The sequence below is a fragment of the Streptomyces sp. NPDC041129 genome (assembly GCF_055592265.1).
In genome coordinates this window covers 59,950-86,620 of sequence record NZ_JBVIYV010000010.1, presented here as the reverse complement: position 1 = coordinate 86,620, position 26,671 = coordinate 59,950, and the positions used below count along the sequence as shown (strand labels likewise).

Below are 26,671 nucleotides of genomic sequence, written 5' to 3'. Positions count from 1 at the left end.
TCAAGGGCGTTGTGTTTCGAGTTTTGGAACACGCTTTACGCGATACACGCAACTGTGGCCCGCGTCCTCACTGTCTGACAGGGCGTTGGGCCTGTCAGGGCCGAATGACGAGAGAGCGGGGCAGGTCGTGGGACGGGGCAAGGGCGGCATAGGGATCGCAGTCGTTACGGGCGCGATGCTGATGGGCGTGAGCGCCTGTGGTGGCGGAAGCGGCAGTGACAAGGCGGGCGGGGACGACGCGAAGGCGCCCGGCAAGCAGGGCGCGAGTGCCTCTCCGTCACCGACGAAGCCCAAGGGGCCGCCGATGCTGCTGGAGACGATCACTCCGCAGACGGGGTCCACGGTCGGCGTGGCCATGCCGATCTCGGTGGTCTTCACCAACCCGGTGGCGGAGAAGGCACGGGCCACCGTTGAGAAGCACATGAAGGTGAGCGCCTCGCAGCCGGTGGCCGGAGCCTGGCACTGGTTCGGCGACAAACGCGCCGACTGGCGGCCGAAGACCTACTGGCCGTCCGGTACGAAGGTGAAGATCGATGCCGACATGGAGGGCGTCAGCAACGGTAACGGCCGCTATGGCGTCCATGGCTACACACACAGCTTCACGATCGGCGACGACGTACGCGCGGATGTGTCGGTGACCGGTCACACCATGAAGGTGACCAGGAACGACAAGCTGGTGCGCACCCTGTCGATCAACGCGGGCAGTGCTCAGTACCCGACGTGGAACGGCACGATGGCCGTCATCGACAAGCAGGAGAAGGTCCACATGACCTCCTGCAGCGTCGGCATCAGCTGTGACAAGGGAAGCGCCAACTACTACGACCTGACGCTGCCCTGGGACGTCCACCTCACCCAGTCGGGCACGTACGTGCACTACTCGACCGGCGACCCCAATCCGGGCAGCGGCAGCGCGCGCGGATCGCACGGCTGCGTCCACCTGTCGATGTCGGACGCCAAGTGGTTCTACGGCCAGGTCAAGCAGGGCGACCCGGTCACCATCACCGGCTCGGCCCGTGCCAAGGCCCCGGCGGACAACGGATACGCCGACTTCAACCTGGGGTGGGACGAGTGGCTCGCGGCCAGCGCCTCCGGCGAGGGGACGACCGCGACCCTGTGACGCGCCGCGGGCGAAGGCCGTTGCCCGCCCGCGGAGGTGACACTCCACCCGCTCCCGGCGACCGGCGCGGCACCGAACGGCGATCGGCTCCCTCCCGACATGGGGGGAGCCGATCCGGTGTGTCCGGCCGTGCGGTGTCACGCGTGACGGTGCGAGCGCCGGTTGCCGGTGACGAGGCGGTAGAGAACGAGCAGGATGAGGGAGCCGACGATCGCCGCGATCCAGGTGGAGAGATCGAAGAATCCGTCGATGGAGTCGACTCCGAAGATGACCTTGCCGAGCCAGCCTCCGAGCAGACCGCCGACAACGCCGATGAGCATGGTGACGATGATGCCCCCGGGGTCCTTGCCCGGCATCAGCGCCTTGGCGATGGCGCCGGCGAGCAGCCCGATGATGATCCACGCGATGATGCCCATGTACCTCTCCGCTTCGTCTCATAAAGAACTTGTCAGTTCATCGTGTGTTCCGTCTGCGCCCGAACAAACGTCCCCGGTTGTGACGGGGCTCTCGCGTGCGCCGCGGCCGAGCACCCGGGGTGTCCCCCGAAGTGGGCGTGGATGTGACACCCTGCGAGGAGAGCCAGCCTGGTCTGGTGGGAGACCCCGCGCCACCGTCGTGGTGACCGAGCCCGAGTGGCCGATGGACGGTGCGGGTGGTCTCGCTCGGCTGTGAGCGGCCCATGCCGCGCGCTTGACGGCCTACTTCCGGCAGTGGGAGCCGACCGTGATGGGCTTTGATCCCGAACGGTGGTTTCACCATGCCGTCCTTGGATGTGCACGTCAGCAGTCAACGCAACCGCATCATGATCACTGTGGCGGGCGAACTGGACTTCGACACCTGCCCGCGGATCACCCAGGCCGCCGACGCGGTGAGCATCCGCAACCGCACCCTCTGCCTTGACCTGGCCGGTGTGTCGTTCATGGACGCCAGCGGCCTGAGCCTGCTGCGGAGCCTGCACCGGCACACCGAAGCGCGAGGCGGAACTCTGGAACTGTCCGGCCTCCAGGGTCAGCCGCGGCGCGTCCTGGAACTCGCCGAGACCACGCCCAGGGCCACGTGAACTCCGGGCCCGGCAACAAGGTCAAGTCGTAACTCCGGGTCCGGTGCCGCGGTCAGGACGTGACGCCGGGCCCGGTACCGCGGTCAAGTCGCCCGCGCCCATGTTGCGTTGTGGCGGCCCGCGCCCAGGGCCGCAGCTTCTCCGGATTGCGGACCGCCCAGATCCGGGTGACGCGCCCGTCGCGGAGACCCAACGAGGCCACGGTCATGACGACGCCGGCTCGCTGGGCCACCAGGCCCGGCGCACCGTTGACCGACCGTTCCAGGAGCTCGAGCCCCGGAGCCCTGTCGGCGATGGCGACCATGTACTGTGCGATGCGCGCGCCGCCCTCGACCGGGCGCAGGACGGTGCCGACCATGCCGCCACCGTCGGCGGTCATCACGGCGGCCGGGTCGAGCAGACCGACGAGCGCTGCGATGTCCTTGGTCTCCCACGCCTCCTTGACGTGCCTCACCATCTCGGCCTGGCCGGCCGCCGTCACCGGAGTGCTCGCCGCGCTCACCCGCCGCCGCGCGGAGGCCGCCAGTTGCTTGCAGGCCGCAGGGGTCCGGCCGAGAACGCCGGCGATCTCGGCGAACGGGTACCGGAAGACGTCGTGCAGGACGAACGCCACCCGCTCGGCGGGCGTCATCGTCTCCAGGACGACGAGGAAGGCCATGGCCACCGACTCGTCCAGAACGATCTGGTCGGCGGGATCCGCGGGGACGGTGCGGTCGGCGCCGCCCGGGCGGTCCCTCTGGGCGCGGTCCGGCAACGGCTCGGGCAGCCACGCACCGACGTAGCGTTCACGGCGGATCCGGGCCGAGCCGAGCAGGTCCAGGCAGATGCGGCTGGTCACCGTCGTCAGCCAGGCGCCCGGGGAGAGGATCTCCTCCTGCCGGCCGCGTGGCAGCCCGTACCAGCGCGCGTAGGCGTCCTGTACCGCGTCCTCGGCCTCGGTCACCGAACCGAGCAACCGGTAGGCGACATTGATCAGTTGGCTTCGCTCGCCCGCTATCTCATCCGTGCTGGTCCCGACAGTCCCCATGCTTCCGGCCGCCCCCTCGCCTTACCTTTCGCAGGCCCGCGTCGTCGGACTGGTGAGACCTTATCGATCTACCGCCCGAGGGCGGAAAGAGGGGACCGTGACATGGCCACTCAGGAGACGACGACGGCGAACGCACGGCGCAGCTCCGCGTTCCTGCGTATCGCGATCGCCCTGCAGACCCTGACCATCTTCCTTCAGGCGGTTTCCGCCGGGCTGCTGCTGACCTCGTCCTACGGAGAGACCCTGCACGGTGTCGGAGCCCGTGTGATGTACGGGGCGTCGATGCTGTACCTGCTCGCGGCGGTGCTGGCGTGGAGGCCGGGCGGCGGCTCGACCCGGCCTGTCTGGCACGCGTCAGGCTTCCTCGTCCTCGCGTCGGTCCAGGTCGTGCTCGGTATCGCGCACATACCGGCGGTCCATCTTCCGCTGGGCGTCCTGATGTTCGGGCTGAGCGTGCTGGCACTGGCCCGGCGCTGACCGGTCCGGGCCGCTCGGCCACGACGTCCCAGTTCCCGCGGAACGCCGGCGCCTGCGCCGGTGCGGTGCGGGGTGAGGCGGGTACTCGGCCGTGGAGGCGGATGCGTGCGACGGTTGGAGAGTGAGAGGGTCGCGCTGCGCGTGGATCCACCCGCTCACGGAGAGGGCTTGCGACCTCGTCGATCACGCAAGCCATGATGCCAGGGGCGATGCCGCCCTGCTCGTCGGTGAACGTTGCCCCGGCCATCGTCTCCAGTCGACGACGCGCGCCGATGCGGGCGCGCGAGAAACGGGCCGATACCGATGGAATGCTTCCCGCCGATCCCCTATCGCTCGTGGCAGGAGAGCAAGGAGACCCTGCACCGCTTCGCGCAGATCGTCGGCAAGATTCGCCTGGCCGCGAGTCCCCGCCGCAATCACTGGTGGAACGTGCCGTACCACCTGACCGGCCACGGCATCACCACACGTCCCATGGGACTGGGCGCCGACGGCAACTTCTTCTGCCTGGATTTCGACTTTGTCGACCATAGGCTCATCGCGACCACTGGCGACGGCCGGGAGGCGTCGTTCGCGCTGGCCGGGCTGAGCGTCGGCGACTTCTACCGCACGCTGTGGGAGATGCTGGACGGTCTGGACGTCAGGGCCCGGATCGCGCGGCCGCACCCCTTCGACCTCCCGGACGCGGACCGCGACTTCTCCGACGACCACGAGCACCGTGCGTACGACCCGGCCATGGTGAACCGCTACTGGCAGGTCCTGTCGCAGGTCAACCTGGTGCTGGAGGAGTACGCGGCGGGTTACTCCGGCAAGACCAGTCCGGTTCATCACTTCTGGCACACCTTCGACATCGCCGTCACCCGCTTCTCCGGTCGCGAGGTCGAGCAGTCCGGTGCGCTGGACTCGGTGACCCGTGAGGCGTACTCGCAGGAAGTGATCAGCGCGGGGTTCTGGTTCGGTGACCCGGAGTTCCCCGAGCCGGCCTTCTACTCGTACACGGCGCCCGAGCCACCCGGCCTGGCCGAGCGGCCGCTGCGCCCGGCGACCGCCCGTTGGGCGGCACGCCGCGGCAGCCATCTCGCGGTGCTCGGCTACGACAGCGCCCGGGGGGAGCCCGACCCCCGTACGGCGGTGCACGAGTTCCTGGGCAGCGCCTACCAGGCCGGCGCCGAGCTGGCGGGGTGGGATGTGCACCGACTGGCCTGCCCGGGCGGCATCACCGACACGGTGGCGGCAGGTCGGGTGGCCGACGGGCGGTGCTGAACGGCCGGAGGCCAGGGGCTCGCACGAGAGGCGGGCCGGCCGGCGTGGCCGTCAGCTCTCCGGCTCCTCGTCCTCGCCGAGCGTGTCACCGATGGCGACGCGCAGGTCGTGCATGCCCTGCATGGTGTCGATGAGGGCTTCCTCCGCCCCGCTCAGGGCCCGCCTGGTCCCCTCGACGTCACCTCGATCGGCGTGAAGCTGGGCGCTGAGGGTGTACAAGGCCGTCATCGCGGCCGCGAAGGACGCCTCCCGGCCCGGAGGTGTTTCCTCCGCCTCGGATTCCGACACCTGTATGGCGGTGCGCTGCAGTCTGTTCGTCAGGACGTTGACGGCAAGCCCGGGATCATGTTCGAGGTGCTCCGCCCAGCCGAGCATCGTGTCGAGGACATCCTCGATCTCCCCCTCCTCGGACAGGCGCGTCGCGGCGGTGATCTCCCACTCCGCCCTGGCCAGCAGATGGCCCAGCAGTCGCAGCCGATCGGGTTCCTGCGGCTCCTCGCGTCGCGCTCCTGGATCCGCCGTCGGTTCGGCTCCCAGTGCGCTCAGCGCCGCATTGATCTGTTCCGCGCTCACCGGACGCTCGTTCTTGATACTCACGGTCTCAGCTTCACCCCTCGAAGGCGTCGTCGCCCGCCCATGCACCCGGTGGGAGCACTGCCGGCCCGGCCCAGTGGGGTGCGGCCCGCGTGCGGCGTCCTTAGGCTGGTGGTGCTCGAGGCTACTGCGGAGGTGTGGGCATGCCCCGAACCATCTGGTCCGGTGCCATCTCGTTCGGTCTGGTCACCGTGCCGATCAACGTGGTCAGCGCGACGGAGGACCACTCGATCCGGTTCCACCAGTTCCACACCACGGACATGGGGCGCGTCCGCTACCGCAAGATCTGCGAGCTCGAGGACCGTGAGGTCTCCCAGGACGAGATCGGCAAGGGCTACGAGCTGACGAAGACGCAGGTCATCCCCATCACGGAAGAGGATCTGCGCAATCTCCCGCTGCCGACGGCGAAGGCGATCGAGATCGACGCCTTCGTGCCGCTCGCCTCCATCGACCCGATCCGGATCGGCGAGGGCTACTACCTGCAACCGGCCGGGAAGGTCGCGGCCAAGCCGTACAAGCTGCTCGTCCAGGCGCTCGGCCGTTCATCGAAGGTGGCGGTCGCGAAGTACGCGTGGTCCGGTCGTGAGCGGCTCGGCCTGCTCCGGGTGAAGGACGACGTCCTGGTGCTCCACGCGATGCGCTGGCCCGACGAGATCCGCTCCCCGGAGGAGCTGCTGCCGCCGCCGGTGGAGGTGTCGGACGAGGAGATCGAGGGTGCGCTCGCCCTGATGGAGACCATGACGCGCGAGGATCTCGAGGGGGAGGAGTTCCAGGACCGCTACACCGAGGCCATGGCGCAGATCATCGAGGCGAAGCGGGAGGAGAAGCCGCTGCCCGAGGCGCCGGAGCCGGAAGCGCCGGCCCAGGTGCTCGACCTGATGGCAGCGCTGAGCGAGTCGGTGCAGAAGGCCAAGGCATCCCGCGGTGAGGACGCCGGCCCCGGCGAGGTGCACCGGCTGCCGAAGCCGAAGAAGACGGCGGCCGCCAAGAAGCAGCCGGCCGGGAAGCAGCCGGCCAAGAAGGCCGCGGCGAAGAAGACGACAGCGAAGAAGTCGACAGCGAAGAAGACGGCCTCCCGGCGGCCGCGAAGCGCGTAGGAAGGCGCTGTCGGCCGGGAGGTGCCCCCGGACGCGGTGCTCGTTCCGGCATCAGGCTCCCCGTCGTGGCGGGTCGAGCCAGGTCAGGGGTGCAGGGCTTTCAGACCCCGCTTCCACGCCGTGTCCAGATCGGCGTCGGGCGGAAAGCGGCCGTGGATCTCCAGGGCCACCATTCCGTGGGCGAACGCCCAGACGGCTCGGGCGAGGTCGATGTCGTTGCCGCACGCGCGGAGCAGGGGCAGGGCGGCCCGGTCCTCCAGGCCTGCGGGGAGCTCGGTACGGGGCAGGGGGTGTTCGGTGGCGAGGGTGTACAGGTGGGGGTGGGCGAGGGCGTAGTCGCGGTAGGCGTCGGCGAGCGCTTCCAGGGAGCCGGGCGTACGGGCCTCGGCGGCCTCCAGTGCCTCGGCCGTCTCGGTGAGGAGTTGCACGATCAGCTCCACCTCGACGGCGTGCTTGTCCGGGAAGTGCTTGTAGAGGGACGGCGCCTTGATGCCGAGGCGGTCGGCGAGGGTGCGCATGGTGAGCAGGGCCGGGCCGGACTCCTCGAGGAGTTCCCGGGCGACCGCCGCGATCTGCTGGGCTCGCGGGGTGAGCCGTAGGGTCATCGGCCCGTCGGCCGTCGTTCCGTCAGCCACGCCTGAAGCCCTTCTCGGTACGCGGTCCATAGCCGAAGGCGCGATCGTAGGAGATGTGCGCGACCCAGCCGCACAGGGCCGCGAAGGCGGGCGGCCAGTCGATCGGCAGGGCTGTGTAGGCGGCCATCAGCGCGAGCGGGACCAGGGCGCGGTGCGTGGCGTTGTAGTACGGCACCGCGCGCGGGGCCGGCTGCCCCTTGGCCGTGCGGGTCGCGTCACCCAGGGCCACCAGGAAGGTCAGGTCCGGCACCACAAGGAAGAGCAGGGCGAGGCCGCCGGCGAGCGGGCCGTGATTCACGCCTTCCACGACGGCGAAGGCCGACCAGAAGAGGGCACTGGCCAGCCATGCGGAGCGGTGCAGAACGGTGAGTGTGGAGCGCGGCGCGGAAGTGGTGGCCGTTGCGGTCACGGCTGCTGCCTCCAGGGTCGAACGGTGCCGAGCCGAATGGCTAATGCTGTTGGCTGTCATGCGATCGTAGGGCTAACGCCGTTAGCCTGCAAGGGGCGGAGGTGCGCGCTCACGCCGGAGGCGCAGGAGCCGTCACGTCGCGGATGTGGGCAGCGCCGGATTCGCGACCCTGCCCGCACGACTGGATATCGTCGGGACGTGGACAGCGGGATCAGGCAGCCGGACGAGGCGCTCGAGGGGGAGGCGCGGGGCGGGTTGCAGTCCCGGGTGGCCCGGGCGCTGTGGTGGGGGCCGGCCGCCCTGGTGCTGGCCGTCGTAGGCACGTCGGTGCTCGTGGCCGGTACGGGGCGCGGCCGGCGGCTGCCCGTGGCGGTGGCCCTGGTCCTGGTGCAGGCCTGCGCCCTGAGGTGGCAGGTACGCGCACCGGCCCGCGTGCTGGCCGTGAACGCGGCGTCCGGGCTCGCGGTGTGGACACTGCTGCCCGCGGTGTCCCTGACGGGGGCGCTGCTGGCGGCGCAGGTGACCTTGTGCGTGCTGTCGGCCACCAGGCCGCGGCGGGTGTCGGTGGGGGCGCTGGCGGCGATGTGCGCGCCCGCGCCACTGGCGTTCGGGGCGGGTGGAGCCACCGGTTTGGCGGTCTATCTGCTGACGGTGGTCCTGGCGTGGATGACGGGGCAGTGGCGCAGGGCGCAGCAGGCTCGGGTGAGAGCGGAGATGCGCCGGGCCGTGGTGGAGGAGCGCGCCCGGATCGCGCGCGAGGTGCACGACGTCGTGGCCCACACCCTGTCGGTGATGGTCATTCAGGCGGGAGCCGCCGACGACGTGTTCACCGAACGGCCCGACCAGGCCCGTCAGGCGCTACGGGCCATCGAGACGGGCGCCCGCTCGGCCCTCGGTGAACTGCGCCTGCTGCTGCGCGCGTTCAGGCCGGAGGCGGGGGAGGGCGAGTACGGGGCGCGGCGGGAACAGCGGCCCTCGCTCGCTCGCCTGGACGAACTGACCGACACCGTGCGTGCCACGGGGCTGACCGTGCGTGTGCACCGCGAGGGTGCCGTGGACGGGCTGCCGGCCGCGGTGGACCTGGCGGCGTACCGGATCGTCCAGGAGGCCTTGACCAACACGCTGCGCCACGCGGCCGGCGCTGACGAGGTGAGCGTTCGGGTGACGGCTGCGGGGGAGTGCGTGGAGGTCACGGTGGTCGACAACGGCCGCGCGCGGCAGACGGGTTCGGCTTCGGCCGGAGCGGGACGCGGTCTGGTGGGGATGGAGGAGCGGGCGCGGCTCGTGGGCGGTACGTTGCGTGCCGGTCCGTCGCCCGAGGGAGGTTTCGAGGTGGCGGCGCGGCTGCCGGTGGGGGACGAGTCATGACGGTGCGTGTGGTGGTGGCCGACGACCAGGCCCTCGTGCGGACCGGATTCCGCATGATCATCGACGCCCGGGACGATCTCGAGGTGGCAGGTGAGGCGTCCGACGGTCAGGAGGCGGTGCGGCTGACACGGGAACTGTCACCCGACGTCGTGCTCATGGACGTACGGATGCCCGTCGTGGACGGCATCGAGGCGACCCGTCAGATCGTGGCGTGCGGCAGCCGCACCCGGGTGCTGGTGCTGACGACCTGGGACGTGGACGCGAACGTTGTCGCCGCTCTGCGGGCCGGGGCGAGCGGCTTCCTGCTGAAGGACATGCGTCCCACCGAGCTCGTCGACGCTATCCGCCTGACAGCGCGCGGGGACGCGCTGCTGGCGCCGGCCGTACTGAGCCGGGTCCTGGACCGGTACCTGCGCACCACGCCCGACCCGGCGCCGCCGCCCTCCCTGCGGGATCTGTCCGGCCGCGAGCGGGAGGTGCTGACCTTGATCGGGCAGGCGCTGTCGAACGCGGAGATCGCCGCGCGGCTCGGCCTGTCGGAGGCGACCGTCAAGAACCATGTCACCGCGGTGCTGCGCAAACTGGGCCTGCGTGACCGGGTCCAGGCCGTCGTCGCCGCCTACGACCACGGTCTCGTGCGACCGCGCCGCTCCTGACGCCACTTCCCCCTCATCGGGACGGTCGCCGCATCCCGACGCCCCTCTGCACATGGGGCTCCCTTCCTCACACGGTCTCCTCCTCAGGTAGGAGACCGGGCCGCGATCCTCCCGCGGTCCCAGTGCCGGACCGCTCTCACGGCCGATCCGCGCGCGGTGCGGCCGGCCGTAGCGTCGAGGTGTGATCGACGACCTGCCCTGCCTGATGTATCTGCTCGCCCACGACGATGCGGCCGAAGGCCCCTACGACCGGCCCCGGACGCGGCTCGTGGTGCGTGCCGCCGCCCTGATCGACCTGGTACTGCGCGGCCGACTGGGGGAGGAGGACGGCACGGTCACCGTGTCGGGGGCCGGGCCGACCGGCGACCCCGTCCTGGACGGAGTGCTGCGAGAGGCGGCCGCCGCACATGGCTGGAGGCACCTCATGCGCAGCGACCGCAGGCGCACCCTGACGCAAGTGGAGGACCGGCTCGCCGCGGCGGGACTCCTCGCCGTGAAGGATCCCCGCACGCCGTTCGGCACCCGAAGGCTCACCGTGACGGACCGCGCCGTGCCCGCCGCGCTGCGCGCCCGCGTATCCGCGGCGCTGCACGGGGACGGACCCGTAGGGGAGATCCCCGCCGCCGATGCCGCGCTGCTGGCGCTCGCCGCCGCGGGCGGCGTCCGCTCGGTCGTGTCCCGGCAGGACCACAAGATCCGCCGTGCCCGTATCGACGCCTGCACGGGGACCCTCGCCGCTCTCGCGCCCGGCCTCGAGAAAGCGGTACGCGCACTGCCGACCACCATGATCGCCGCACAGGGCGGCATGGGCGGCAGCTGACCCGCCCGGATGGGGAGACGATGAGAACGTACCGCGTCCTGACCACCCTGAGCTGCGCCCTGACCACCGTCCTCGCGACCGCATGGTCCTCCGCGGCACCGCCGACGCGGCCCGCCCCGCCCTCCGCCACGACGATTCGCACCCACGACGGTCTGGTGCGGGGCGCCGCCCACGACGGCTACCGCACCTTCGTAGGCATCCCCTACGCGGCATCCCCGGTCGGCAGGCTGCGCTGGGCACCGCCCCATCGCGCGGCTCACTGGCCCGGAGCAAGGGACGCGACCCGGCCCGCGAGCGCCTGCCCACAGCCGGCCGGCGAGGTGCCCGGCGGCAGTACCGACGAGGACTGTCTCCACCTGAACGTCACCACGCCCGACGGCGCCGGACCGGCGCGCCCCCGGCCGGTGATCGTATGGCTGCACGGCGGCGGCTTCACCACTGGAGCGGGCAGCTCCTACGACGCCCACCGCATGGCCACCCGGGGCGACGTCGTGGTCGTCACCGTCAACTACCGCCTCGGGGCCCTCGGTTTCCTCGCCCACGGCGGGCTGCCGGGCTCCGGCACCTTCGGCCTCGCGGACCAGCAGGCGGCGCTGCGCTGGGTCCGCGCCGAGATCGGCGCCTTCGGCGGCGACGCGCACAACGTGACTCTGGCCGGCGAATCGGCGGGCGGGTACAGCGTCTGCGCCCAGCTCGCCTCACCCGCCGCCGCGGGTCTCTTCGACCGGGCGATCATCGGCAGCGGCCCGTGCACCGGCCGTCCCGACCGGCCCTTCGCACCGTCCTCCGTTCCCCTGTCCACAGCGCGCGTCACGGGCGCGGACTTCGCGGCCAAGGCCGGCTGCGGCTCCGCCCGCGACGTGATGGCCTGCCTACGGCGCCTCGACGTCTCCCGTCTCCTCGCGGCCCAGGACGCCGACCAGCAACCGGCTCACGCGACCCCGTTGCTGCCCGACGATCCCGCGACGGCGGCGGCCGACGGCCGCTTCCACCAGGTCCCCGTGCTGATGGGCCACAACCACGACGAGGGCAACGGCTGGGCAGCAGGAATCATCCAGGCCGGCAACCCCGTGACTCCCGGCACCTGGACCGACGTCGTGGCCGCCTTCTTCCCCGGGCCGGGACAGGCCAAGGCGATCGTCCACGAATACCCGGTGCACCGCACCGACGGCGGCCCGGTGTTCGGCGCGGTCATCGGAGACGCCGACTTCGCCTGCCCGACCGCGCGCACCGAGAGTCTCCTCGGGGCCCGTGTGCCCGTCTGGAGCTACGAGTTCGCCGACGAGCACGCTCCGCCGTTCACCCCGGGCACGCCGCCCTTCCCGCTCGGCGCACCGCACGCGAGCGAACTGCCCTACCTGTTCGACCTGGGCGGCCGCCCCCGCGACCTGACCCCCGCACAGCACCGGCTGGCCGACACCATGATCGGCTACTGGACCCGCTTCGCCCGCACCGCCGACCCGAACGGCCCGTCGTCTCCGCCCTGGCCCCGGCAGACGGTGCTGTCCCTGGCACCGGACCACGTCGTCCCCACCCGCACGGTTCCCTCCCGCCACCACTGCACCTTCTGGAACGCCCTCGGATGACCACGGAGAAGACCCCCGTCAGAATCCGCCGGCCCTCCTGAACACCCGTTCCGGGTGATCGGATAGGTGAGCATCGCCGACACGACCAACCGAGCATGCGGCCTCTACGAGTGCCGGACCGCCCCGCACATCGAGCCGCTGAGGGATGTGGGAGCAGGTCACGCGGTCCCTGCGGGCTGCAGGTACACCTCGTCGACGTAGCACCAGGCCCACACCTCTCCCGGTTCCGTGGAGCGTGCGAGAGGGTGGCCGGTCGATTCGTAATGAGCGGTGGCATGGGCGCCCGGCGAACTGTCGCAGCATCCCATGTGCCCACAGGTCAGACAGAGCCGCAGGCGCCCTCCGTCGCGTCCTCGGGCTCGGCATTCCAGACACACGCCGCTCTGGGGCGCCGGCACCGGTGCCGAGCCCGCATCCGAAGCGTGTGCACAGCTGCGCCCCTCCGGACGGCCACCGTCCGGTCGCACCACCCAGCTGGTCATGGGGTTCCCTCTTCGCCGCTGATCGCCGCTGCTTCCGTCATTTCAGCTTCGCACGCACAGGGGGAACCGGATGCGGCTCGATCCAGGCGGAGGGGCAGGCATGATCGGCGCGATCCCGCCCGAGGCGATCGCCCGAGCTGCCGCTACTCGCGGCCGGGCTCGGTCTGACGACAGGGCTGGCCGCCGCGTAATCCGCGCAGCCTGCTCACGCCGTTCACCGGCCACGTCCCACCTCGCCCGGGCTGACCGACGTGGTGCGGCCGCCCGGGAGCGCGGGTACGCGCTGGTCCGCGGGCGGCCGCAGGCGGGCTTGGCCGCCCCCCTACTGGTAAGTGACCGTGACGGGGGTGTGCACACTGTGCCGGGGGAGGGCGACGGTCAGCATCCCGGTGTCGCCGTCCCAGTGATACGCGTCGGGGGAGAGCCTCCTCCCGTCAGCGGCCACCTCGACGGGCGCCTCGCCCCCCAGGAACGTCAGTGTCCACCGACGCTTTTGGACCTGGCCCGGAAACGCCCCCTTCACCGGGCTGATCGACACCGTGTGGCGCGATCCGGTCTGCCCGTACCGGATCCTCGTCGTGGCGCTCTTCGGCGCAGCGGCCCCGTTGTCCTCGTAGAGGCTGTACGAGCCCGAGGCGCCGGCGGAGAGGGCCAGCGTGACGTCGGTCAGGGCGTTGTGGTCGTCGTGCGCGACGTCGTGCGTGCGCGTGGGCAGGATGCCGCCGGCCTTGACGAACACCGGCATCGAGTCGAGGCCGGTGGTGATGTCGCGCGTGGCTCCGCCGGAATAGGTCTTGCCGGTGAAGTAGTCGGTCCACCGGCCGGGCGGGAACCACACCGACGTGGTGGCGGAGTCACCCGGTGTGGTCACGGGAGCGACCAGCACGTCGGAGCCGTAGAAGTACTCGCTGTTCGCGACGGCGTACGCCTGCGGCTCGTCCGGATACTCGAGATAGGTGGGGCGGACGATCGGCACGCCGGTGCGATGAGCCTCCTCGGCGAGCGAGTAGGTGTAAGGCACCAGGTTTTCGCGGAGGTTGAGGAACCTGTCGGCCGACCGGCGCGCTGCCGTCCCGTACTGCCAGGGCAGCCTGTCGCTGTGATTGCTGTGCAGGCGGTCGATGGGCTGGAACGCGCCGAACTGGACCCAGCGTGCGTACAGGTCGTCGGGCAGTTTGTACGTGGTGCGGGGCTTGCCGCCGTCCGTGTAGGTCTCCGAACCGGTCAGCCCCGTCGTGTCGTTGTGGCCGCCGATGTCGTGTGTGATGGCGGCCATCCCGGTCGCGGCGGACTCGCCCGGCGTGTAGCCGACCTCCTGCCTCAGCACGCCCCACGTGGAGGACGTGTCGCCGGTGAAGTGGACGGTCGTGCGCTTGTCCGCCCATGGCCCGGTCGGCAGGGCCTGTTGGCCGCTGTACCCGCCGGCCTGCAGTGAGCCGTAGGCCCGGGAAAGGACGAAGCCCCGGTCGCCGGGGCCGGCTGCGGCGTACCGCTGGTTGATCCACGCGTCCGGGGTCACACCCGGCAACGAGGACTGCGAGGCGTCGCAGCACCAGTCCAGCCACCAGAAGTCGTTGCCCTGCTGATCCATCGTGCGATGCAGGTCCATGTACGCCTCGAGCTGGTCGGGGTCGCCGAAGTCGAAGGTGTAGCAGTTGTCCTGGACGCCGGCACCCGAGGCGCAGCCTCCCTTCGTCAGCTTGCCCTTGGCGGTGGTCTGCGCCTGGGCGAACTGAGGGTCGGAGGCGAGGATGCTCGGATGCACGTTGAGCGTGTTGTGCAGTCCCTCGGCGGCCGACCAGTCGAAGAAGTCCTTGGGATCGGGGAATTCGGCGGGATCCATCTCCCAGCCGCTCCACTTGTTCACGGCTTTGAAGTCCGTGTCGGTGACCAGGACGTCCAGAGGAACGCCCTCGGACCGGAACGCCGGCAGGATCCTGTCCTTGTAGTCGGCCGCGGTGCGGTCGATGTACTCGGAGTACCAGACACCGTAGGCCCACCGGGGCAGCAGCGCGGGCGGACCGGTCAAGGCGGCCAGGTCCGCCAGTGCCTGTTTGTAGTCGTGTCCGAAGCCGAAGACATAGCCGTCCTGGTAGGGAGCGCCGCCGTGGCCGGGCCGCTGGGTGACCTTGCGCGTCGCGGTGTCGTACAGGGCCGATGACGTGTCGTCCAGGAGATACCACCCGTCCCTGTTGAGCAGGCCGGGCGTGGTCACGATGGGAGAACTGCCGCTCACTCCGTCCAGGCCCCGGCGGTACCCGCCGAGTGCGACATGCGGCGGGGGCGCGGCCGCGTCCGGGCCGGCCACGGAGAGGGTGTCGGCGTTGACGTGACAGCTGGCCGCGTCCGGGCAGCCGAGGGTGATGTCATCCGCGCCCGCCTTGAGGGTCACGGGTATTGAGGCCGTCTCCCAGTCGTCCCAGTCCTTCGTCGCCGGGAACGTCAGGGTGCCGGTGGCGCCGCCCGCGCTGACGGTGGCGGTGCGGTTCTCGTGCCGGCCGTCGCCGCCCGTGCCGTTGGCGTACCGCACCCGGAGCGTGTAGACGCCGTCGGAGGGCACGCCGACCACATGGGTCGACAAGCCGGTTCCCTGGTCGAGTTCGGCGACGAAGCCGGTGCCCGCGTATCCCGCGTGGTCCGTGGCACTGACCGCCGTGCCGCCGATGCGCGCGGCCTCCGCCTCACAGCTCACGCCGAAACGGCAGTCCGGGATCGCGGTGGCCGAGAGCGGGGGGTAGGGGTCGCCCGGCCGTACGAGTGCCACGCTGTCCAGGTTGACGTCACCGGAATCCGAGGCGGTCCGGGTCAGGGCGACAGTGTGGTGTCCCGCGCCGAGTCGAAGGCTCCTGGTGACCAGGCCCCACGTGTCCCAGTCAGCCGTGGTCGGCAGAGTCACCGTCTGCTGCGCACCGCCGTCCACGGTCAGGGTGAGCGTGCGGGGCTTGGTCTGGCCGTCGCCGCCGCGGGAGTTGGCGTACCTCAGGCCCAACTGATAGGTCCCGGCAGTGCTGACATCGATGTCAGCGGACGCCGAGCTGCCTGTTCCTTCGAAGCCCGCCGCGAAACCGGTTCCGGTGTGGCCGCTGTGGTCGGAGGCTACGGAGACTCCGCTGAGCTGCAGATTCTCGGCTTCGCACAACGCACCGAGTGCGCAGGTCAGGCGGTGCCACGGAGTGGCGGTCACCGGTGTGCCGCCCGCCGTCAGCCGTACGGAGAGGTTCTGGGCGTCGAACGGTCCGGAGCCGACCCGGTAGCGCAGGGTCATGGCGCTCGTCCTGATGGTGAGCCAGCCGTCGGACGTGGTGGTGGTGTAGGCCGCCGGGGTGAATCCGCTGCGGCCGATCGCGTTGAAGGTGGGCTCGTGGGAGAACTTCTGGTCCCCCGCGTACTCGGTGCGGATCAGTGTCGGCGAGAGAATCTCGAAGCGGGCGTCACCTGACGAGACGGTCGGTACGTGAGCACGTTGCACGGCTCCCGCCGCTGCCGCACCGGCGTGGGTCAGTGCCATCGCAGCGGTCGTGACGAGGGCAACGGCACCTCCCACCAGGCGCTGCGGCGATCTCGGCCGGCGCCTTGTCCATGGGGCTGGCATACGCGACTCCGTTCTCCTGTCGGCCGGGCGGCTCATCCGTCCCGGGCACGTCATGGCACCGACGGCGCTGAGCAGGGTGCGTCTGTTTCCTGGGTGGTGGGGCTGGGTGCGGAAGTACCAGAGACATGCGGCCACTTCAGAAAGAGCCGCCTACGCTTTCAACGATGGAAATCACGCACCCAGCATGAGAGCACGTCCCCTCACGGGGTGTCCATAAGGCTGCGAGAGGCAGCCAGCCAATCAACTCGTGGGCCTGGCGGAGCGGATGGGGCGATCCCGGAGCGCTGAACGGCGTTCAGCGGGGTACACGGGGCGGCATGGCATCCACAACTGATCTCATGTCCCTGCGGGCCGTGCGGCAGCTGCGCCGGGTTCGCTCCTTCTACGCGGTGGGCGCCCTGCTGTGGGCTGCGTCGACCGCCTGGACGAGCTGGCAGTCTCCCGGGAGCCGGCAGATGTGGGTATCCGCCCTCCTCCTCGCCATCTTCGCCGGCCTCCTGGCCGCGACCACCCTGTGGCTGCAGCGCTTCCAGGCCGCGAGCGCGGCCGAGCCCGCGCACCACGCCGCTTCACGGAAGACGAACGGGCCGCGCCACGCCCATGCCTGACTCGCCGCGAGCCGAACCACCGGAGACACCGGCACGGCGGCGCGATCGGCCTGGTGCACCCGCGTTCATGGGGGGCCGGACCGGTCGTACCGCGCGCTTCGCCGACTGCTTGCCGCCCCCGCCCGGCTGAGGCTGCCGGCCGAACCGGAACGGCCCGCGGTGCGGGGGAGGACGCGGGCGCCTGCATGACTGGGTCGTGGAGCGGGGACAAGTGGCCGCATAGGATCGCCGGCATGGCACTGCGACCTGTCCAGGTGAACATGAAGGCCCTTGACGGCTCGGCGGTCGGCCGGTTCTGGGCGGAGGCGCTCGGCTGGAGTGCCTACAGCCCCGGCGTGACAACGTACGTCGGCCCCGTCGGCGGCCTCGTCTGGCCGGACCCGGTCGCCGTCGGCATCGACGTCGTGCCCGTCCCGGAACCCAGGACGGCGACGAAGAACCGCATGCACCTCGATCTCGCCACCACGTCCGCCGCCCACCAGGCGGAGCTGGTCGCGCGCCTTGAGGCTCTCGGTGCGACGCCTGCCGACGTGGGCCAGGGCGACGTGCCGTGGACCGTCCTCTCCGACCCCGAGGGCAACGAGTTCTGCGTGCTGGAGCCTCGGGAGGTCTACCGGGACACCGGGCCGATCGCCGCGATGGTGGTCGACTGCGTGGATCCGCGGGCCATGGCCCGGTTCTGGGGTGAGGCGCTGGACTGGGCCCTGCACGAGGTGACCGACGATCGCGCGGTTTTGCGCTCGGCCCGGGGTGGCGGTCCCTATCTCGAGTTCATCCGCACGCCCGGCGTGAAGACCGTGCCGGACCGCGTCCATCTTGATCTGCTGCCCTGCCCGGGTGATGACAAGGCGGCGGAGGTGACCCGGCTGCGGGCTCTCGGCGCCACCGATCTGGACGTCGGCCAGGGCGACGTGCCGTGGACGTGTCTGGCCGACCCGGAAGGCCACGAGTTCTGCGTCCTCGCCCCGTGACGCGGAACCGCCACGACACCTCGGGGCGGCCCTCACCCCCATGCCCACATCCGCATACTGCGATAAAATATGGCAAAAGTACGCGTAAGCTGGCCCCTCGCGGCTCAGCCGCCCCGAGCGGTACGGCGCGAAGGCTCACGGCTGCTCGGCCGGCGTGAGACCAGCGTCACCGGGCGTCACGGGACATCTGTCCTCCCGTAGATACGTTCTCTTGTGGGCCGGTTCTCATGGACCTCAACACCATCACCGAAGTGGTCCGGCGACCGTCCGAGCGCCCAGGCATGGACTGGCACGAGGGCGACGCCTGGCTCGCAGGCGGAACATGGCTCTATTCCGTGGAGCAGCCGGAGCTGCGACGGCTGGTCGACCTGACGGCCTTGCCCTGGGAACCTCTTGTCCGGACGGACGAGGGCCTGGAGATCGGTGCCACATGCACCATCCGCGACCTGTACGCCTTCTCCTGGCCGGTGGGCTGGACCGCCGGAATTCTCCTCCGGAAGAGCTGTGAGGCGTTCCTGTCCTCGTTCAAGGTCTGGAACGCCGCGACCGTCGGCGGAAACATCTGCATGTCCTTGCCCGCCGGACCGATGATCACGCTGACGGTCGCGCTGGAGGCGCGGTACGAACTATGGGCCCCCGACGGCTCCGCGCGCTTCGTCGACGCACTCGACTTCGTCACGGGCGACCACCGGAACGTTCTCGCTCCGGGGGAGGTTCTGAGGCGCGTCACCATCCCGGAGCACGCGCTGCGCAAACGCACCGCGCACCGCCGCTTCGCACTGACGCGCCTCGGCCGTTCGACGGTGTTCCTCGTCGGCACGCAACGTCTGGGAGCGAGCGACCTGTTGCTCACCATCACCGCCGGCACCACGCGGCCGGTCCGCATCGCCTTCGAATCCCTGCCCGATGTTCGAACCCTGCGGCAGAGCATCGACGCGGTGCCGGCCGACCTCTGGTTCGCCGATCCCAACGGGACTCCCGACCACCGTCGGCATCTGACACGGCACTTCGCCGAGGAGATCTGCCGCGAACTCACGGCTGGGGACCTTGCATGAGCTACCTCGTGAACGGCAGGGAATTCGACCGGGAACCGGCCCCCGGTCAGTGCCTGCGCACCTTTCTGCGCGAACTCGGCCATCTCGGTGTCAAGAAGGGGTGCGACGCCGGCGACTGCGGTGCCTGCACAGTGTGGCTGGACGGCGCTCCGGTGCACAGTTGCATCACCCCCGCGTTCCGCGCGGACGGCCGCGAGGTGACCACGATCGAAGGCCTCGGACGGCCGGGTGTCCCGCACCCCATGCAGCGGCAGTTCGAGGAAGCCCCGGGGTTCCAGTGCGGCTTCTGCACCGCCGGGATGATCATGACGTGTGCGACCTTCACCGAGGAGCAGAAGGCGGATCTGCCACGGGCGCTGAAGGGCAACCTCTGCCGTTGCACCGGATACCGGGCGATCGAGGACGCCGTGAAGGGCGTCGGCGCGGTGGAGACGGCGGCCCCAGGCAAGGCCGTCGGGACGAGCGTCGGCGCACCGGCGGGCCACGACGTCGTGACCGGCCACGCCGAGTTCACCATGGACACGCGGATCGACGGCATGCTGCACCTCAAGGTGCTGCACTCACCCCATGCGCATGCCCGGATCCTTTCGATCGACAAGAGCGCGGCCCTCGCCGTCCCCGGCGTGCACCGGGTCTACACCTGGCAGGACGTACCCCGCAGACGCTTCACCACGGCCATCCACACCGACCACCTGGTCGACCCGGACGACACCTGCATCCTCGACGACACGGTCCGCTTCGCCGGCCAGCGCGTCGCCGCGGTCCTGGCCGACACGGCCGGGGCGGCCGAAGAGGGCTGCCGGCGACTCGCGGTCGAGTACGAGGTGCTGCCGGCGGTCTTCGACCCGGCGGCGGCGATGGCCGACGGTGCACCCCAACTGCACGGCTCCGACGATCCGTTCGTCCGCGACCCCGTCCACAACATCCTGCTCGAACTCCACTCGCACATCGGCGACGTCGACGCGGGTTTCGCCGCCGCCGACGTGATCCACGAAGGCACGTACTCCTCACCGCGCGTACAGCACGCGCATCTGGAAACCCACGGGTCGATCGCCTGGATGGAGGACGGCCGTCTGAACGTCCGCACCAGTTCGCAGTCACCCTCGATCGCGAAGGAGAAACTGGAGTACCTGTTCGCGCTGCGCCCGGACCGGCTCAGGGTGTTCTGCAAGCGCGTCGGCGGCGGTTTCGGCGGCAAGCAGGAGGTGATCGCGGAGGACCTGGTCGCGCTCGCCACCCTGGACACCGGGCGGCCCACGTGCCTCGAGTACACCCGTGAGGAGGAGTTCACCACGGCCTCGCCGCGGCATCCGATGACGCTCACGGTCAAGCTCGGCGCGAAGGGCGACGGCACGCTCACCGCCTTGCAGGTGCGCAACGTGTCGAACACGGGCGCCTACGGCAACCACGGCGGCGAAACGGCGTACGCGGGCGGAGCCGCCGTCATGATCTACCGATGCCCCAACAAGAAGTACGACGCGTACTCCGTCTACACGAACACCGTGCCGAGCGGGGCGCTGCGGGGCTACGGGATGACGCAGCCGGCGTTCGCCGTCGAGTCGGCGATGGACGAGCTGGCCCGCGCCCTCCACATCGACCCGCTGGAGCTGCGCCGGCGCAACATCGTGCGGCCGGGTGAGCCCCTGGTCGCCATGGACGGCGGCCCGGACGACGTGGTCTTCACCGAGGACGGACTCGCCAAGTGCGTCGACCTGGTGGACGAAGCCCTGGCCCGTGCGGCCCACCGGCCGCCTCCCGGCCCCGAGTGGCTCGTCGGAATCGGCGTGGCGAGTTCGATGCACGAGACCGCGCCCCCGACGGAACACCTCTCCGAGGCCTGGGTCACCCTGGGCGACGACCTCATCTACGAACTGGCCGTCGGCACAGTCGAGTTCGGGGAGGGCACCTCAACCGCCCATGTCCAGATCGCGGCCAGTCAGCTGGGCACGACGCCGTCGCGCATCCGGCTGGTGCAGTCCGACACCGACCGCACCGGATTCGACACCGGTGCCTTCGCGAGCGCGGGCCTCTTCGTGGCGGGCAACGCGGTCCTCCGGGCGGCCAATGCCGTGCGTGACCACATCCTGGAATTCGCCGCGGCACACACGGGCATCCATGTCGTGATGTGCACCATGGACGACGACGGTGTCGTCTGCGGGGACCGGCGGATGTCGCTCGCCGAACTCGTCGCGCTGGCCCGGGCGCGTGGCGTCCGTTTCACCGCGGCACGCAAGGCGTACGGCTCGCCCCGGAGCGTCACCTCCAACACGCAGGGGTTCCAGGTCGCGGTGCACCGCGTGACCGGTGAGATACGCATCCTGTACAGCGTGCACGCGGCGGACGCCGGGGTGATCATCAACCCGGCGCAGGTCCGGGGCCAGATCGAGGGCGGTGTCGCCCAGGGAATCGGCTTCGCTCTGACCGAGAACCATCACGTCGACGACAACGGCGTCATGGTCAACCCGAACCTCCGGAACTACCGCATCCCGACGTACGCCGACATCCCCCGCACCGAAGTCCTTCTGGTGGGTTCGGCGGACTCGGTGGGACCCATGCGGGCGAAGGGCATGGCGGAGTGCTGCGTCAACCCGGTGGCCCCCGCACTCGCGAACGCGGTGCACGACGCCACGGGGGTCCGCTACCGCGCACTGCCGCTGACTCCGGAACGCATATACGGCCGGCTCCCCGCGGAGCAGTCGGTGTCGACAGGTTGAGCCGCCATGAACACCGAAAAGAACGTAGCCGCCACCGCGACGGCGATCATCGGCCAGAGGATCCTGCCAGGGGTGGAACGGGAGTTCGAGACCTGGCAGGAGAATCTCAACACGGCGGCCGCCTACTACCCCGGCTTCCTCGGCGCCGAGATCTCCCCGCCGACACCGCTGCAACCCGACTGGGTGGTCGTGTACCGGTTCGACTCGGTGGCACATCTTCAGGCCTGGATCAACAGCGCGACCAGGCAGACGTATCTCGACGTCGGCGCCAAGTACTTCGACGGTCCGGCGACCCAGCAGGTGGTCAGCAGCGGTACCCAGTCTCTGGATCCGCTGGTCACCGTGGTGGTCACCCACCGCGTCCCTCCGAACCAGGTCGAGGACTTCCTCGACTGGCAGCACCACATGGTGCAGGAGGAGAGCAAGTTCGAGGGGTTTCGCGGGACCGAGATCTTCCGCCCCATCGAGGGCCTTCAGGAGGAATGGACCACGCTGTACCGCTACGACAGCGCCGAGCACCTCGACGCCTGGCTGACGTCGCCCCAGCGGCAGGAGGTCCTGGCCGAGGGCGAGAAGTTCAAGGACTTCAGACTGCACACGATCGACAACTCGTTCGGCAGTTGGTTCGCCTTCGAGGGCAACGGCAAGGAGGCACCGCCGCCGCCGTCCGAGACCAGGACCTCCCTCGCCGTCTGGGTCGGCCTGTATCCGACCGTCGTGCTCCTGACGCTCGCGCTGTTCCCGCTGCACCTGCCGCTCTGGATCGGCCTGCTCCTGGGCAACCTGCTGTCGAGTTTCGCCATGAGCTTTCTGACCATGCCCTTCTACGTGAACCCCCTGCTCGGGCGCTGGCTGCGGCCGTCGCCGGACGAACCGGGGGCAAAGGCCAACCTCCGAGGCCTCGGCATCGTCGCGGTCGCGATGGCCTTCTGGGCTGCCGTCTTCTACCTCGTCACGGTCCGTTTCTGGACGCTGCCCTGACCGGCTGCCGCCCGCAGGGCCGAGGAGTCGGCCGGTCTCCAGATCACGCCCTCGGCGGGCGCCAGCACGGGCGAGTCGCCGCGCGGGAAGGCGGCGGAGGCCGTGGAGAGCACCGGCTCCCAACGGCGGCCACCGGGCGTCTCGTCCAGGCGAACCGGTCGGTCGGTGAGGTTGAGCGTGATCAGGAGGTCCTCGGTTCCGGGAGATCCGGGGCGGACGTAGGCCAGGACTTCGCCGGAGCCGTCGAGGAACTCGATCGCGCCGGGCCCGAGTGCGGAGTGGCCACGGAGGTCCAGCAGCGCCCGAGTGAGGCTGAGAAGGGATCGGGGATCTGCTTCCTGGGCTGTCGCACTACCTCCGGGGGGCATCGTGACGGGCAGCCAGGGACGGACGCCCGGCTCGGTGAATCCCGCAGCCGGGCCGTCGTTCCATGGCATCGGGGAGCGCGCGGGGTCGCGGCTCAGCGCGTGGGTGCGCAGCCCCCACGGGTCCCGGATGTCCTCGGGCGCGATGTCCGCGTTCGGCAGGCCGAGTTCGTCGCCGTTGTACAGGATGGCCGTGCCGGGCAACGTGAGCAGCATCATCATGGCGTTCGGCGCCTGTGCCGCCCCGACTCGGGAGGCCACCCTCGGGTCGTCATGGGTGCCCATGACCCAGGTCGGCACCGCCCCGCCGGGGAGCACCTGGAGGACCGCCCGGACGAGTTCTCCGACGGCCCGGGCCCGCCAAGGGGTACGAAGCAGGCCGAAGTTGATGGGCAGGTGGAACTCGTCGAGGTCACGTCCGAAGTAGCGGCTCCAGACCGGCCAGTCGTATTCGTGGATCTCGCCCACGCAGATTCGTTCGCCCCCGGCCTCTCCATAGGAATCGAGCAGCCCGCGGAACTCACGGTACATCTCGTGGATGTCGGGGTGCCCCTGGTCGTGGATGTGCTGCTGGCCGTCATAGGCACCCATGGGACGGTGGTGGGCCGTGAATTCCGCGGGCGCCGGCGGGTTGTCCCGTAGCCCGGGGTCCTTGGCGATCAGCGGAGCGCAGTCCACGCGGAATCCGTCGACACCCCGGTCGAGCCAGAAGCGTGCGACGCCGAACATCGCTTTCCTGACCGCCGGATTGCGCCAGTCGAGATCGGGCATGGAAGGCAGGAACGAGTGCAGATAGTACTGGCCGCTTTCCGTGTCCCGGGTCCACGCGGATTCCCCGAACAAGGTGACCCAGTTGTTGGGTGGCCCGCCTCCGGATGCCGGATCCCGCCACACATACCAGTCGCGCAGTCGGTTTTCCGGTCCTTTTCTCGACTCCCGGAACCAGGTGTGCTCACTCGATGTGTGATTGGGTACATAGTCGATCAGGACGCGCAGGCCATGGTCATGCGCGGAACGGATGAGCGTATCGAAGTCCGCCAGATTCCCGAAGAGGGGATCGACGGCGGTGTGGTCGCGGATGTCGTAACCGAAATCCTCCATGGGCGAGGAAAAGAAGGGCGACAGCCACAGCGCGTCAATTCCGAGTGAGGCGAGGTAGGGCATCCGGCGGCTGATGCCGCGCAGATCGCCGACGCCGTCCCCGTCGGTGTCCAGGAAACTCCGTGGGTAGACGTGATAGATCACGGCACCGTCCCACCAGGAGCGCTCCGTCATCGGCAGATCCTCCGGCCGCGATCAGAAGGAGCCGGTCTCGCAGCGGCGGACCCAGTCCGTCGCCGCGATCGCGTACACCGGATCGGGGGTCAGCCCGTCCTCACGCCGGCAGGCCTCGACGTACTTGATGGCGTGCGGGTCCTCGGTCGCCAGGGCTCGCTCGGCGAGTGTGACGTAGTCCTGGGGCGGCTCCTCGGGATGGTGCTCGCGTCGTCCGGTGCCGTACGCGCTGCGGATGGCCGCGGAGAAGCGGACCGCTGCGGTCACGCTGGGCCAGTGCAGCTCGGGAGGCAGGCTCGGCAGCACGAGGCGCACCGCAGCGGGCGTGGTCAGCGCGTGCACGAAGGCCATGGGGGTCTTGTGATCGTCCCCGAGGTAGCTGCCGGCAGCGGCCCTGGTGAGCCGGCTCAGCGCCCTGTCGGCGTCGTCCTCGGGGAGCAGGGAGTCCACGGCCGGCGCGAAGTCCGGTTCGAGCCACACCGTTTCGAGCCGGATCCGGAAGATCATGCCCATGCCCTGGTCGCTGCGCAGCCTCGGGACCGCCTCCCACGCCTCCTCCAGGTCCCGTTCGCGTGGTGTCGAAGGCGCCTCGGGGAGTTCCTGGTACCGGCCGGCCCAGTAGCCGAGCCCCCGGGCGAGTTCCTCCAGACGCCATGGCGTGTGGGCCTCCGTCAGCATCCGCACCGCGTGCCCGGTGCGGATGACGCCGTGGCCGCCTCCTGCGGCGAATCCAGGGAGCAGGCGTGGCCACCACCGGGCGAGGACGTCGGTCCACGCGGCGCCGGCGAGTTCCCGTCGGAAGAACTCGGTCCAGTCTCCGAGGAGACGCATGTTGCCGAGAGCGGGCCGCCAGTTGTCGTGATCGATCCGGTGGAAGCGTCCGTACGTGTCCTGGTAGAGGATTTTTCGGTAGGAGGAAACCCACGCACCGATCGCCGCGGTGTGCCCGAGTTGCCCGAGGGCCTCCGCGGCCATGGGCCCGTGGTTGCTCACGCCGGGGCCGAACTCCGGCCCGGAGTCGCCGAGGTACTGCAGAGCGCCGTCCAGCTCGTCCACTGATCCCCCTCTAAGATCGCTTCCCCCCATGGAAGGTTGAAGCCGCTCCTCCCGGCAACATGGCCACTGCACATTGGCTGGTTCCAGGGCGGCCGGAAGGCGCGTGGGGCAGACCGCCCGGCCCGGAGGGGCGGGTTTCGGCGAGCGGCCGGAGCGAGCACTGATCGGGCGCCCGCACGGGCGGCGCACGAGATTCCGGTGTCGGCGCGCGGTCGCCGGCAAGCGGCCCTGGCTCAATTCGCGGAGCGTTTCCGGCTGAGCGGAACATGTGAAAACGAGACAGCCGTCCAGCGGATGTTGACGCCGACATTTGCCAAAACTACAGTCCTTCCTCGGCCGTGAAGTGGCCCGCCGTCGACGCACGACTCGATCCAGTTCAGTGCTCCGTTCGCCCTTCCTTCACGGGATATTCAGTCGGCGGACTCCGTCCGCATCACCCATGTGGCGTCATCGCCTCGTACGGGCGCACGCCCCTGCCCGTAATGCCGCGTTGCAGCGCGACGACAGGGAGAATCCATGATCAAGCACACGTCCCCGATCAGCGGAATCGACGCCCACGGCGGTCTTGTGGTGACCGCCGGATATGACAACCGGGTCATTCTCTGGAATGCCTCGACTCGCACCGCGATCACCGAGGCGCGCCACGACCACCTCGCCAACCAGTGCCGGTTCTCCGCTTCCGGCCGCATCGTCGTGACGTCGAGCAGCGACTATTCGGCCCGTTTATGGTCCGTCCCGGACCTGCGCCTCATCACGGTTCTCGCCGACCAGAAGGACGACGTGGAGATGACCGTGGTCTCGCCCGACGAGACACGGGTGGCCACGGCGTCACGCGACCACATCGCGCGGATCTACGACCTGGACGGCCGGCTGATCCACCGCCTTGAGGGGCACGAGGCCGACGTCCTGTCCGTCGAATGGGTGTGCGGAGGGGCGGAGTTGGTCACCACCAGCGACGACGGTACGGTCCGCCGCTGGGACGCGGTCAGCGGACGCGTGCTGAGCGTCATCGACCTGGGGGACGTCGAGACGGACACGGTCGCGGTGCTGGGCGTGGACCGCTTCGCGTTGGGCAACGACGAGGGAGAGCTGATCCTCGTCGATCCCTCGGGCACGCGGCGTCACCGTGTGCACGACGCCGGGATCAAACGGCTCGCCTACGACGCCGAGGGCGGCATCCTGCTCAGTTCCAGCTACGACCGCACGGTGCGGCTGTGGAGTCTGGACCAGGGCGCGGAGCCCGTCCACCTTCTGACGAGTGAGGTGCCGGCCGGCGTCTGGCTGCGTTCCTGCGCCAAACTGGACGCCACCCGCTGGGTCTTCGGCACCTTCGGGTCGAGCTACGCCGTCTTCGACCGGGGCACCGGGGGCTGGGACCTGACCCCCCGTCGAGCCCACCCCGGGCCTGAACGCGGTCGCGAGTACACCCCTCGGGCGGTTCACGGTCGGTGACAGCGGCACGGTCC

24 protein-coding genes are annotated in these 26,671 nt (G+C 70.2%); 15 read left to right on the top strand and 9 right to left on the bottom strand.

All coding sequences use genetic code 11. From position 1 onward, the window contains the following. Nucleotides 1-175: 175 nt before the first annotated feature. On the top strand, nucleotides 176-1,117 hold the full coding sequence (locus tag ACZ6B1_RS27690; RefSeq protein WP_468783099.1) for a L,D-transpeptidase: 942 nt from the start codon (nucleotides 176-178) through the stop codon (nucleotides 1,115-1,117). Between the two features lie 137 nt (nucleotides 1,118-1,254). On the opposite strand, the gene ACZ6B1_RS27685 is transcribed toward ACZ6B1_RS27690, so the two are convergent. Further along, entirely contained in the window at nucleotides 1,255-1,533 is a 279-nt protein-coding gene (locus ACZ6B1_RS27685) for a GlsB/YeaQ/YmgE family stress response membrane protein (protein WP_390061129.1), read from the bottom strand. Nucleotides 1,534-1,874: 341 nt separating this feature from the next. Between ACZ6B1_RS27685 and ACZ6B1_RS27680 the strand changes: the two genes are divergently transcribed. Beyond that, a complete protein-coding gene (locus tag ACZ6B1_RS27680; protein WP_468782726.1) occupies nucleotides 1,875-2,177 on the top strand; it encodes an STAS domain-containing protein in 303 nt (100 codons plus the stop codon). 52 nt (nucleotides 2,178-2,229) lie between these two features. Here the strand turns inward: ACZ6B1_RS27680 and sigJ are convergent, their stop codons facing one another. Then, a complete protein-coding gene (gene sigJ / locus ACZ6B1_RS27675) occupies nucleotides 2,230-3,204 on the bottom strand; it encodes an RNA polymerase sigma factor SigJ (protein WP_468782724.1) in 975 nt (324 codons plus the stop codon). A gap of 102 nt (nucleotides 3,205-3,306) precedes the next feature. Here sigJ and ACZ6B1_RS27670 point away from each other — a divergent pair, with 102 nt between their 5' ends. Together ACZ6B1_RS27670 and ACZ6B1_RS27665 are read left to right on the top strand one after the other, a co-directional pair. Continuing rightward, entirely contained in the window at nucleotides 3,307-3,681 is a 375-nt protein-coding gene (locus ACZ6B1_RS27670; RefSeq protein WP_468782722.1) for a hypothetical protein, read from the top strand. A 303-nt stretch (nucleotides 3,682-3,984) separates the two neighbouring features. After that, nucleotides 3,985-4,941 carry a DUF5996 family protein gene (locus ACZ6B1_RS27665; RefSeq protein WP_468782720.1) on the top strand — a complete coding sequence of 319 codons (957 nt, stop codon included), beginning with the start codon at nucleotides 3,985-3,987 and terminating at the stop codon, nucleotides 4,939-4,941. 51 nt (nucleotides 4,942-4,992) lie between these two features. Here ACZ6B1_RS27665 and ACZ6B1_RS27660 read toward each other — a convergent pair whose 3' ends face one another. Then, on the bottom strand, nucleotides 4,993-5,538 hold the full coding sequence (locus ACZ6B1_RS27660; RefSeq protein WP_468782718.1) for a hypothetical protein: 546 nt from the start codon (nucleotides 5,536-5,538) through the stop codon (nucleotides 4,993-4,995). Between the two features lie 140 nt (nucleotides 5,539-5,678). Between ACZ6B1_RS27660 and ku the strand changes: the two genes are divergently transcribed. Continuing rightward, nucleotides 5,679-6,632, top strand: a complete 954-nt coding sequence (gene ku, locus ACZ6B1_RS27655; RefSeq protein ID WP_468782716.1) for a non-homologous end joining protein Ku — start codon at nucleotides 5,679-5,681, stop codon at nucleotides 6,630-6,632. A gap of 83 nt (nucleotides 6,633-6,715) precedes the next feature. Here the strand turns inward: ku and ACZ6B1_RS27650 are convergent, their stop codons facing one another. Both ACZ6B1_RS27650 and ACZ6B1_RS27645 read right to left on the bottom strand, forming a co-directional pair. Beyond that, nucleotides 6,716-7,237, bottom strand: a complete 522-nt coding sequence (locus tag ACZ6B1_RS27650) for a TetR/AcrR family transcriptional regulator (RefSeq protein ID WP_468783098.1) — start codon at nucleotides 7,235-7,237, stop codon at nucleotides 6,716-6,718. A 22-nt stretch (nucleotides 7,238-7,259) separates the two neighbouring features. After that, nucleotides 7,260-7,676 (bottom strand): DUF4260 family protein, encoded by a 417-nt coding sequence (locus ACZ6B1_RS27645; RefSeq protein ID WP_468782714.1) that lies wholly within the window; start codon nucleotides 7,674-7,676, stop codon nucleotides 7,260-7,262. Between the two features lie 198 nt (nucleotides 7,677-7,874). On the opposite strand from ACZ6B1_RS27645, the gene ACZ6B1_RS27640 reads away from it, so the two are divergent. From ACZ6B1_RS27640 to ACZ6B1_RS27625, 4 genes are all read left to right on the top strand, one after another. After that, entirely contained in the window at nucleotides 7,875-9,044 is a 1,170-nt protein-coding gene (locus ACZ6B1_RS27640) for a sensor histidine kinase (RefSeq protein WP_468782712.1), read from the top strand. After that, entirely contained in the window at nucleotides 9,041-9,700 is a 660-nt protein-coding gene (locus ACZ6B1_RS27635) for a response regulator (RefSeq protein ID WP_468782710.1), read from the top strand. The genes ACZ6B1_RS27640 and ACZ6B1_RS27635 overlap by 4 nt, the downstream gene beginning before the upstream one ends. A 181-nt stretch (nucleotides 9,701-9,881) precedes the next feature. Next, nucleotides 9,882-10,520, top strand: coding sequence for a GOLPH3/VPS74 family protein (locus ACZ6B1_RS27630; RefSeq protein WP_468782708.1), 639 nt, complete (start codon nucleotides 9,882-9,884; stop codon nucleotides 10,518-10,520). A 20-nt stretch (nucleotides 10,521-10,540) separates the two neighbouring features. Beyond that, nucleotides 10,541-12,106: a carboxylesterase/lipase family protein gene (locus ACZ6B1_RS27625; RefSeq protein WP_468782706.1), complete on the top strand. Its 1,566-nt coding sequence runs from the start codon at nucleotides 10,541-10,543 to the stop codon at nucleotides 12,104-12,106. 158 nt (nucleotides 12,107-12,264) lie between these two features. On the opposite strand, the gene ACZ6B1_RS27620 is transcribed toward ACZ6B1_RS27625, so the two are convergent. Beyond that, nucleotides 12,265-12,588, bottom strand: coding sequence for a UBP-type zinc finger domain-containing protein (locus tag ACZ6B1_RS27620; RefSeq protein ID WP_468782704.1), 324 nt, complete (start codon nucleotides 12,586-12,588; stop codon nucleotides 12,265-12,267). 322 nt (nucleotides 12,589-12,910) lie between these two features. After that, nucleotides 12,911-16,096, bottom strand: a complete 3,186-nt coding sequence (locus ACZ6B1_RS27615; protein ID WP_468782702.1) for a TIM-barrel domain-containing protein — start codon at nucleotides 16,094-16,096, stop codon at nucleotides 12,911-12,913. 401 nt (nucleotides 16,097-16,497) lie between these two features. On the opposite strand from ACZ6B1_RS27615, the gene ACZ6B1_RS27610 reads away from it, so the two are divergent. From ACZ6B1_RS27610 to ACZ6B1_RS27590, 5 genes are all read left to right on the top strand, one after another. Next, nucleotides 16,498-16,788 carry a hypothetical protein gene (locus ACZ6B1_RS27610; RefSeq protein ID WP_468782700.1) on the top strand — a complete coding sequence of 97 codons (291 nt, stop codon included), beginning with the start codon at nucleotides 16,498-16,500 and terminating at the stop codon, nucleotides 16,786-16,788. 233 nt (nucleotides 16,789-17,021) lie between these two features. Continuing rightward, entirely contained in the window at nucleotides 17,022-17,759 is a 738-nt protein-coding gene (locus ACZ6B1_RS27605) for a VOC family protein (RefSeq protein WP_468782698.1), read from the top strand. 227 nt (nucleotides 17,760-17,986) lie between these two features. Beyond that, nucleotides 17,987-18,814 (top strand): FAD binding domain-containing protein, encoded by an 828-nt coding sequence (locus tag ACZ6B1_RS27600; RefSeq protein WP_468782696.1) that lies wholly within the window; start codon nucleotides 17,987-17,989, stop codon nucleotides 18,812-18,814. After that, complete coding sequence (locus ACZ6B1_RS27595) at nucleotides 18,811-21,528, top strand: molybdopterin-dependent oxidoreductase (RefSeq protein ID WP_468782694.1); 2,718 nt, start codon at nucleotides 18,811-18,813, stop codon at nucleotides 21,526-21,528. The genes ACZ6B1_RS27600 and ACZ6B1_RS27595 overlap by 4 nt, the downstream gene beginning before the upstream one ends. A 6-nt stretch (nucleotides 21,529-21,534) precedes the next feature. Next, nucleotides 21,535-22,509, top strand: coding sequence for an antibiotic biosynthesis monooxygenase (locus tag ACZ6B1_RS27590; protein ID WP_468782692.1), 975 nt, complete (start codon nucleotides 21,535-21,537; stop codon nucleotides 22,507-22,509). Here ACZ6B1_RS27590 and ACZ6B1_RS27585 read toward each other — a convergent pair. Together ACZ6B1_RS27585 and ACZ6B1_RS27580 are read right to left on the bottom strand one after the other, a co-directional pair. Next, nucleotides 22,473-24,149, bottom strand: a complete 1,677-nt coding sequence (locus ACZ6B1_RS27585) for an alpha-amylase family glycosyl hydrolase (RefSeq protein ID WP_468782690.1) — start codon at nucleotides 24,147-24,149, stop codon at nucleotides 22,473-22,475. The two genes, ACZ6B1_RS27590 and ACZ6B1_RS27585, sit on opposite strands and share 37 nt — an antisense overlap. Nucleotides 24,150-24,170: 21 nt before the next feature. Next, nucleotides 24,171-25,205 carry a questin oxidase family protein gene (locus ACZ6B1_RS27580; RefSeq protein ID WP_468782688.1) on the bottom strand — a complete coding sequence of 345 codons (1,035 nt, stop codon included), beginning with the start codon at nucleotides 25,203-25,205 and terminating at the stop codon, nucleotides 24,171-24,173. Between the two features lie 516 nt (nucleotides 25,206-25,721). Between ACZ6B1_RS27580 and ACZ6B1_RS27575 the strand changes: the two genes are divergently transcribed. After that, the gene (locus tag ACZ6B1_RS27575) at nucleotides 25,722-26,657 is read left to right on the top strand and encodes a WD40 repeat domain-containing protein (protein ID WP_468782686.1); all 936 of its coding nucleotides are present in this window, start codon (nucleotides 25,722-25,724) and stop codon (nucleotides 26,655-26,657) included. The last annotated feature ends 14 nt before the right edge of the window (nucleotides 26,658-26,671 follow it).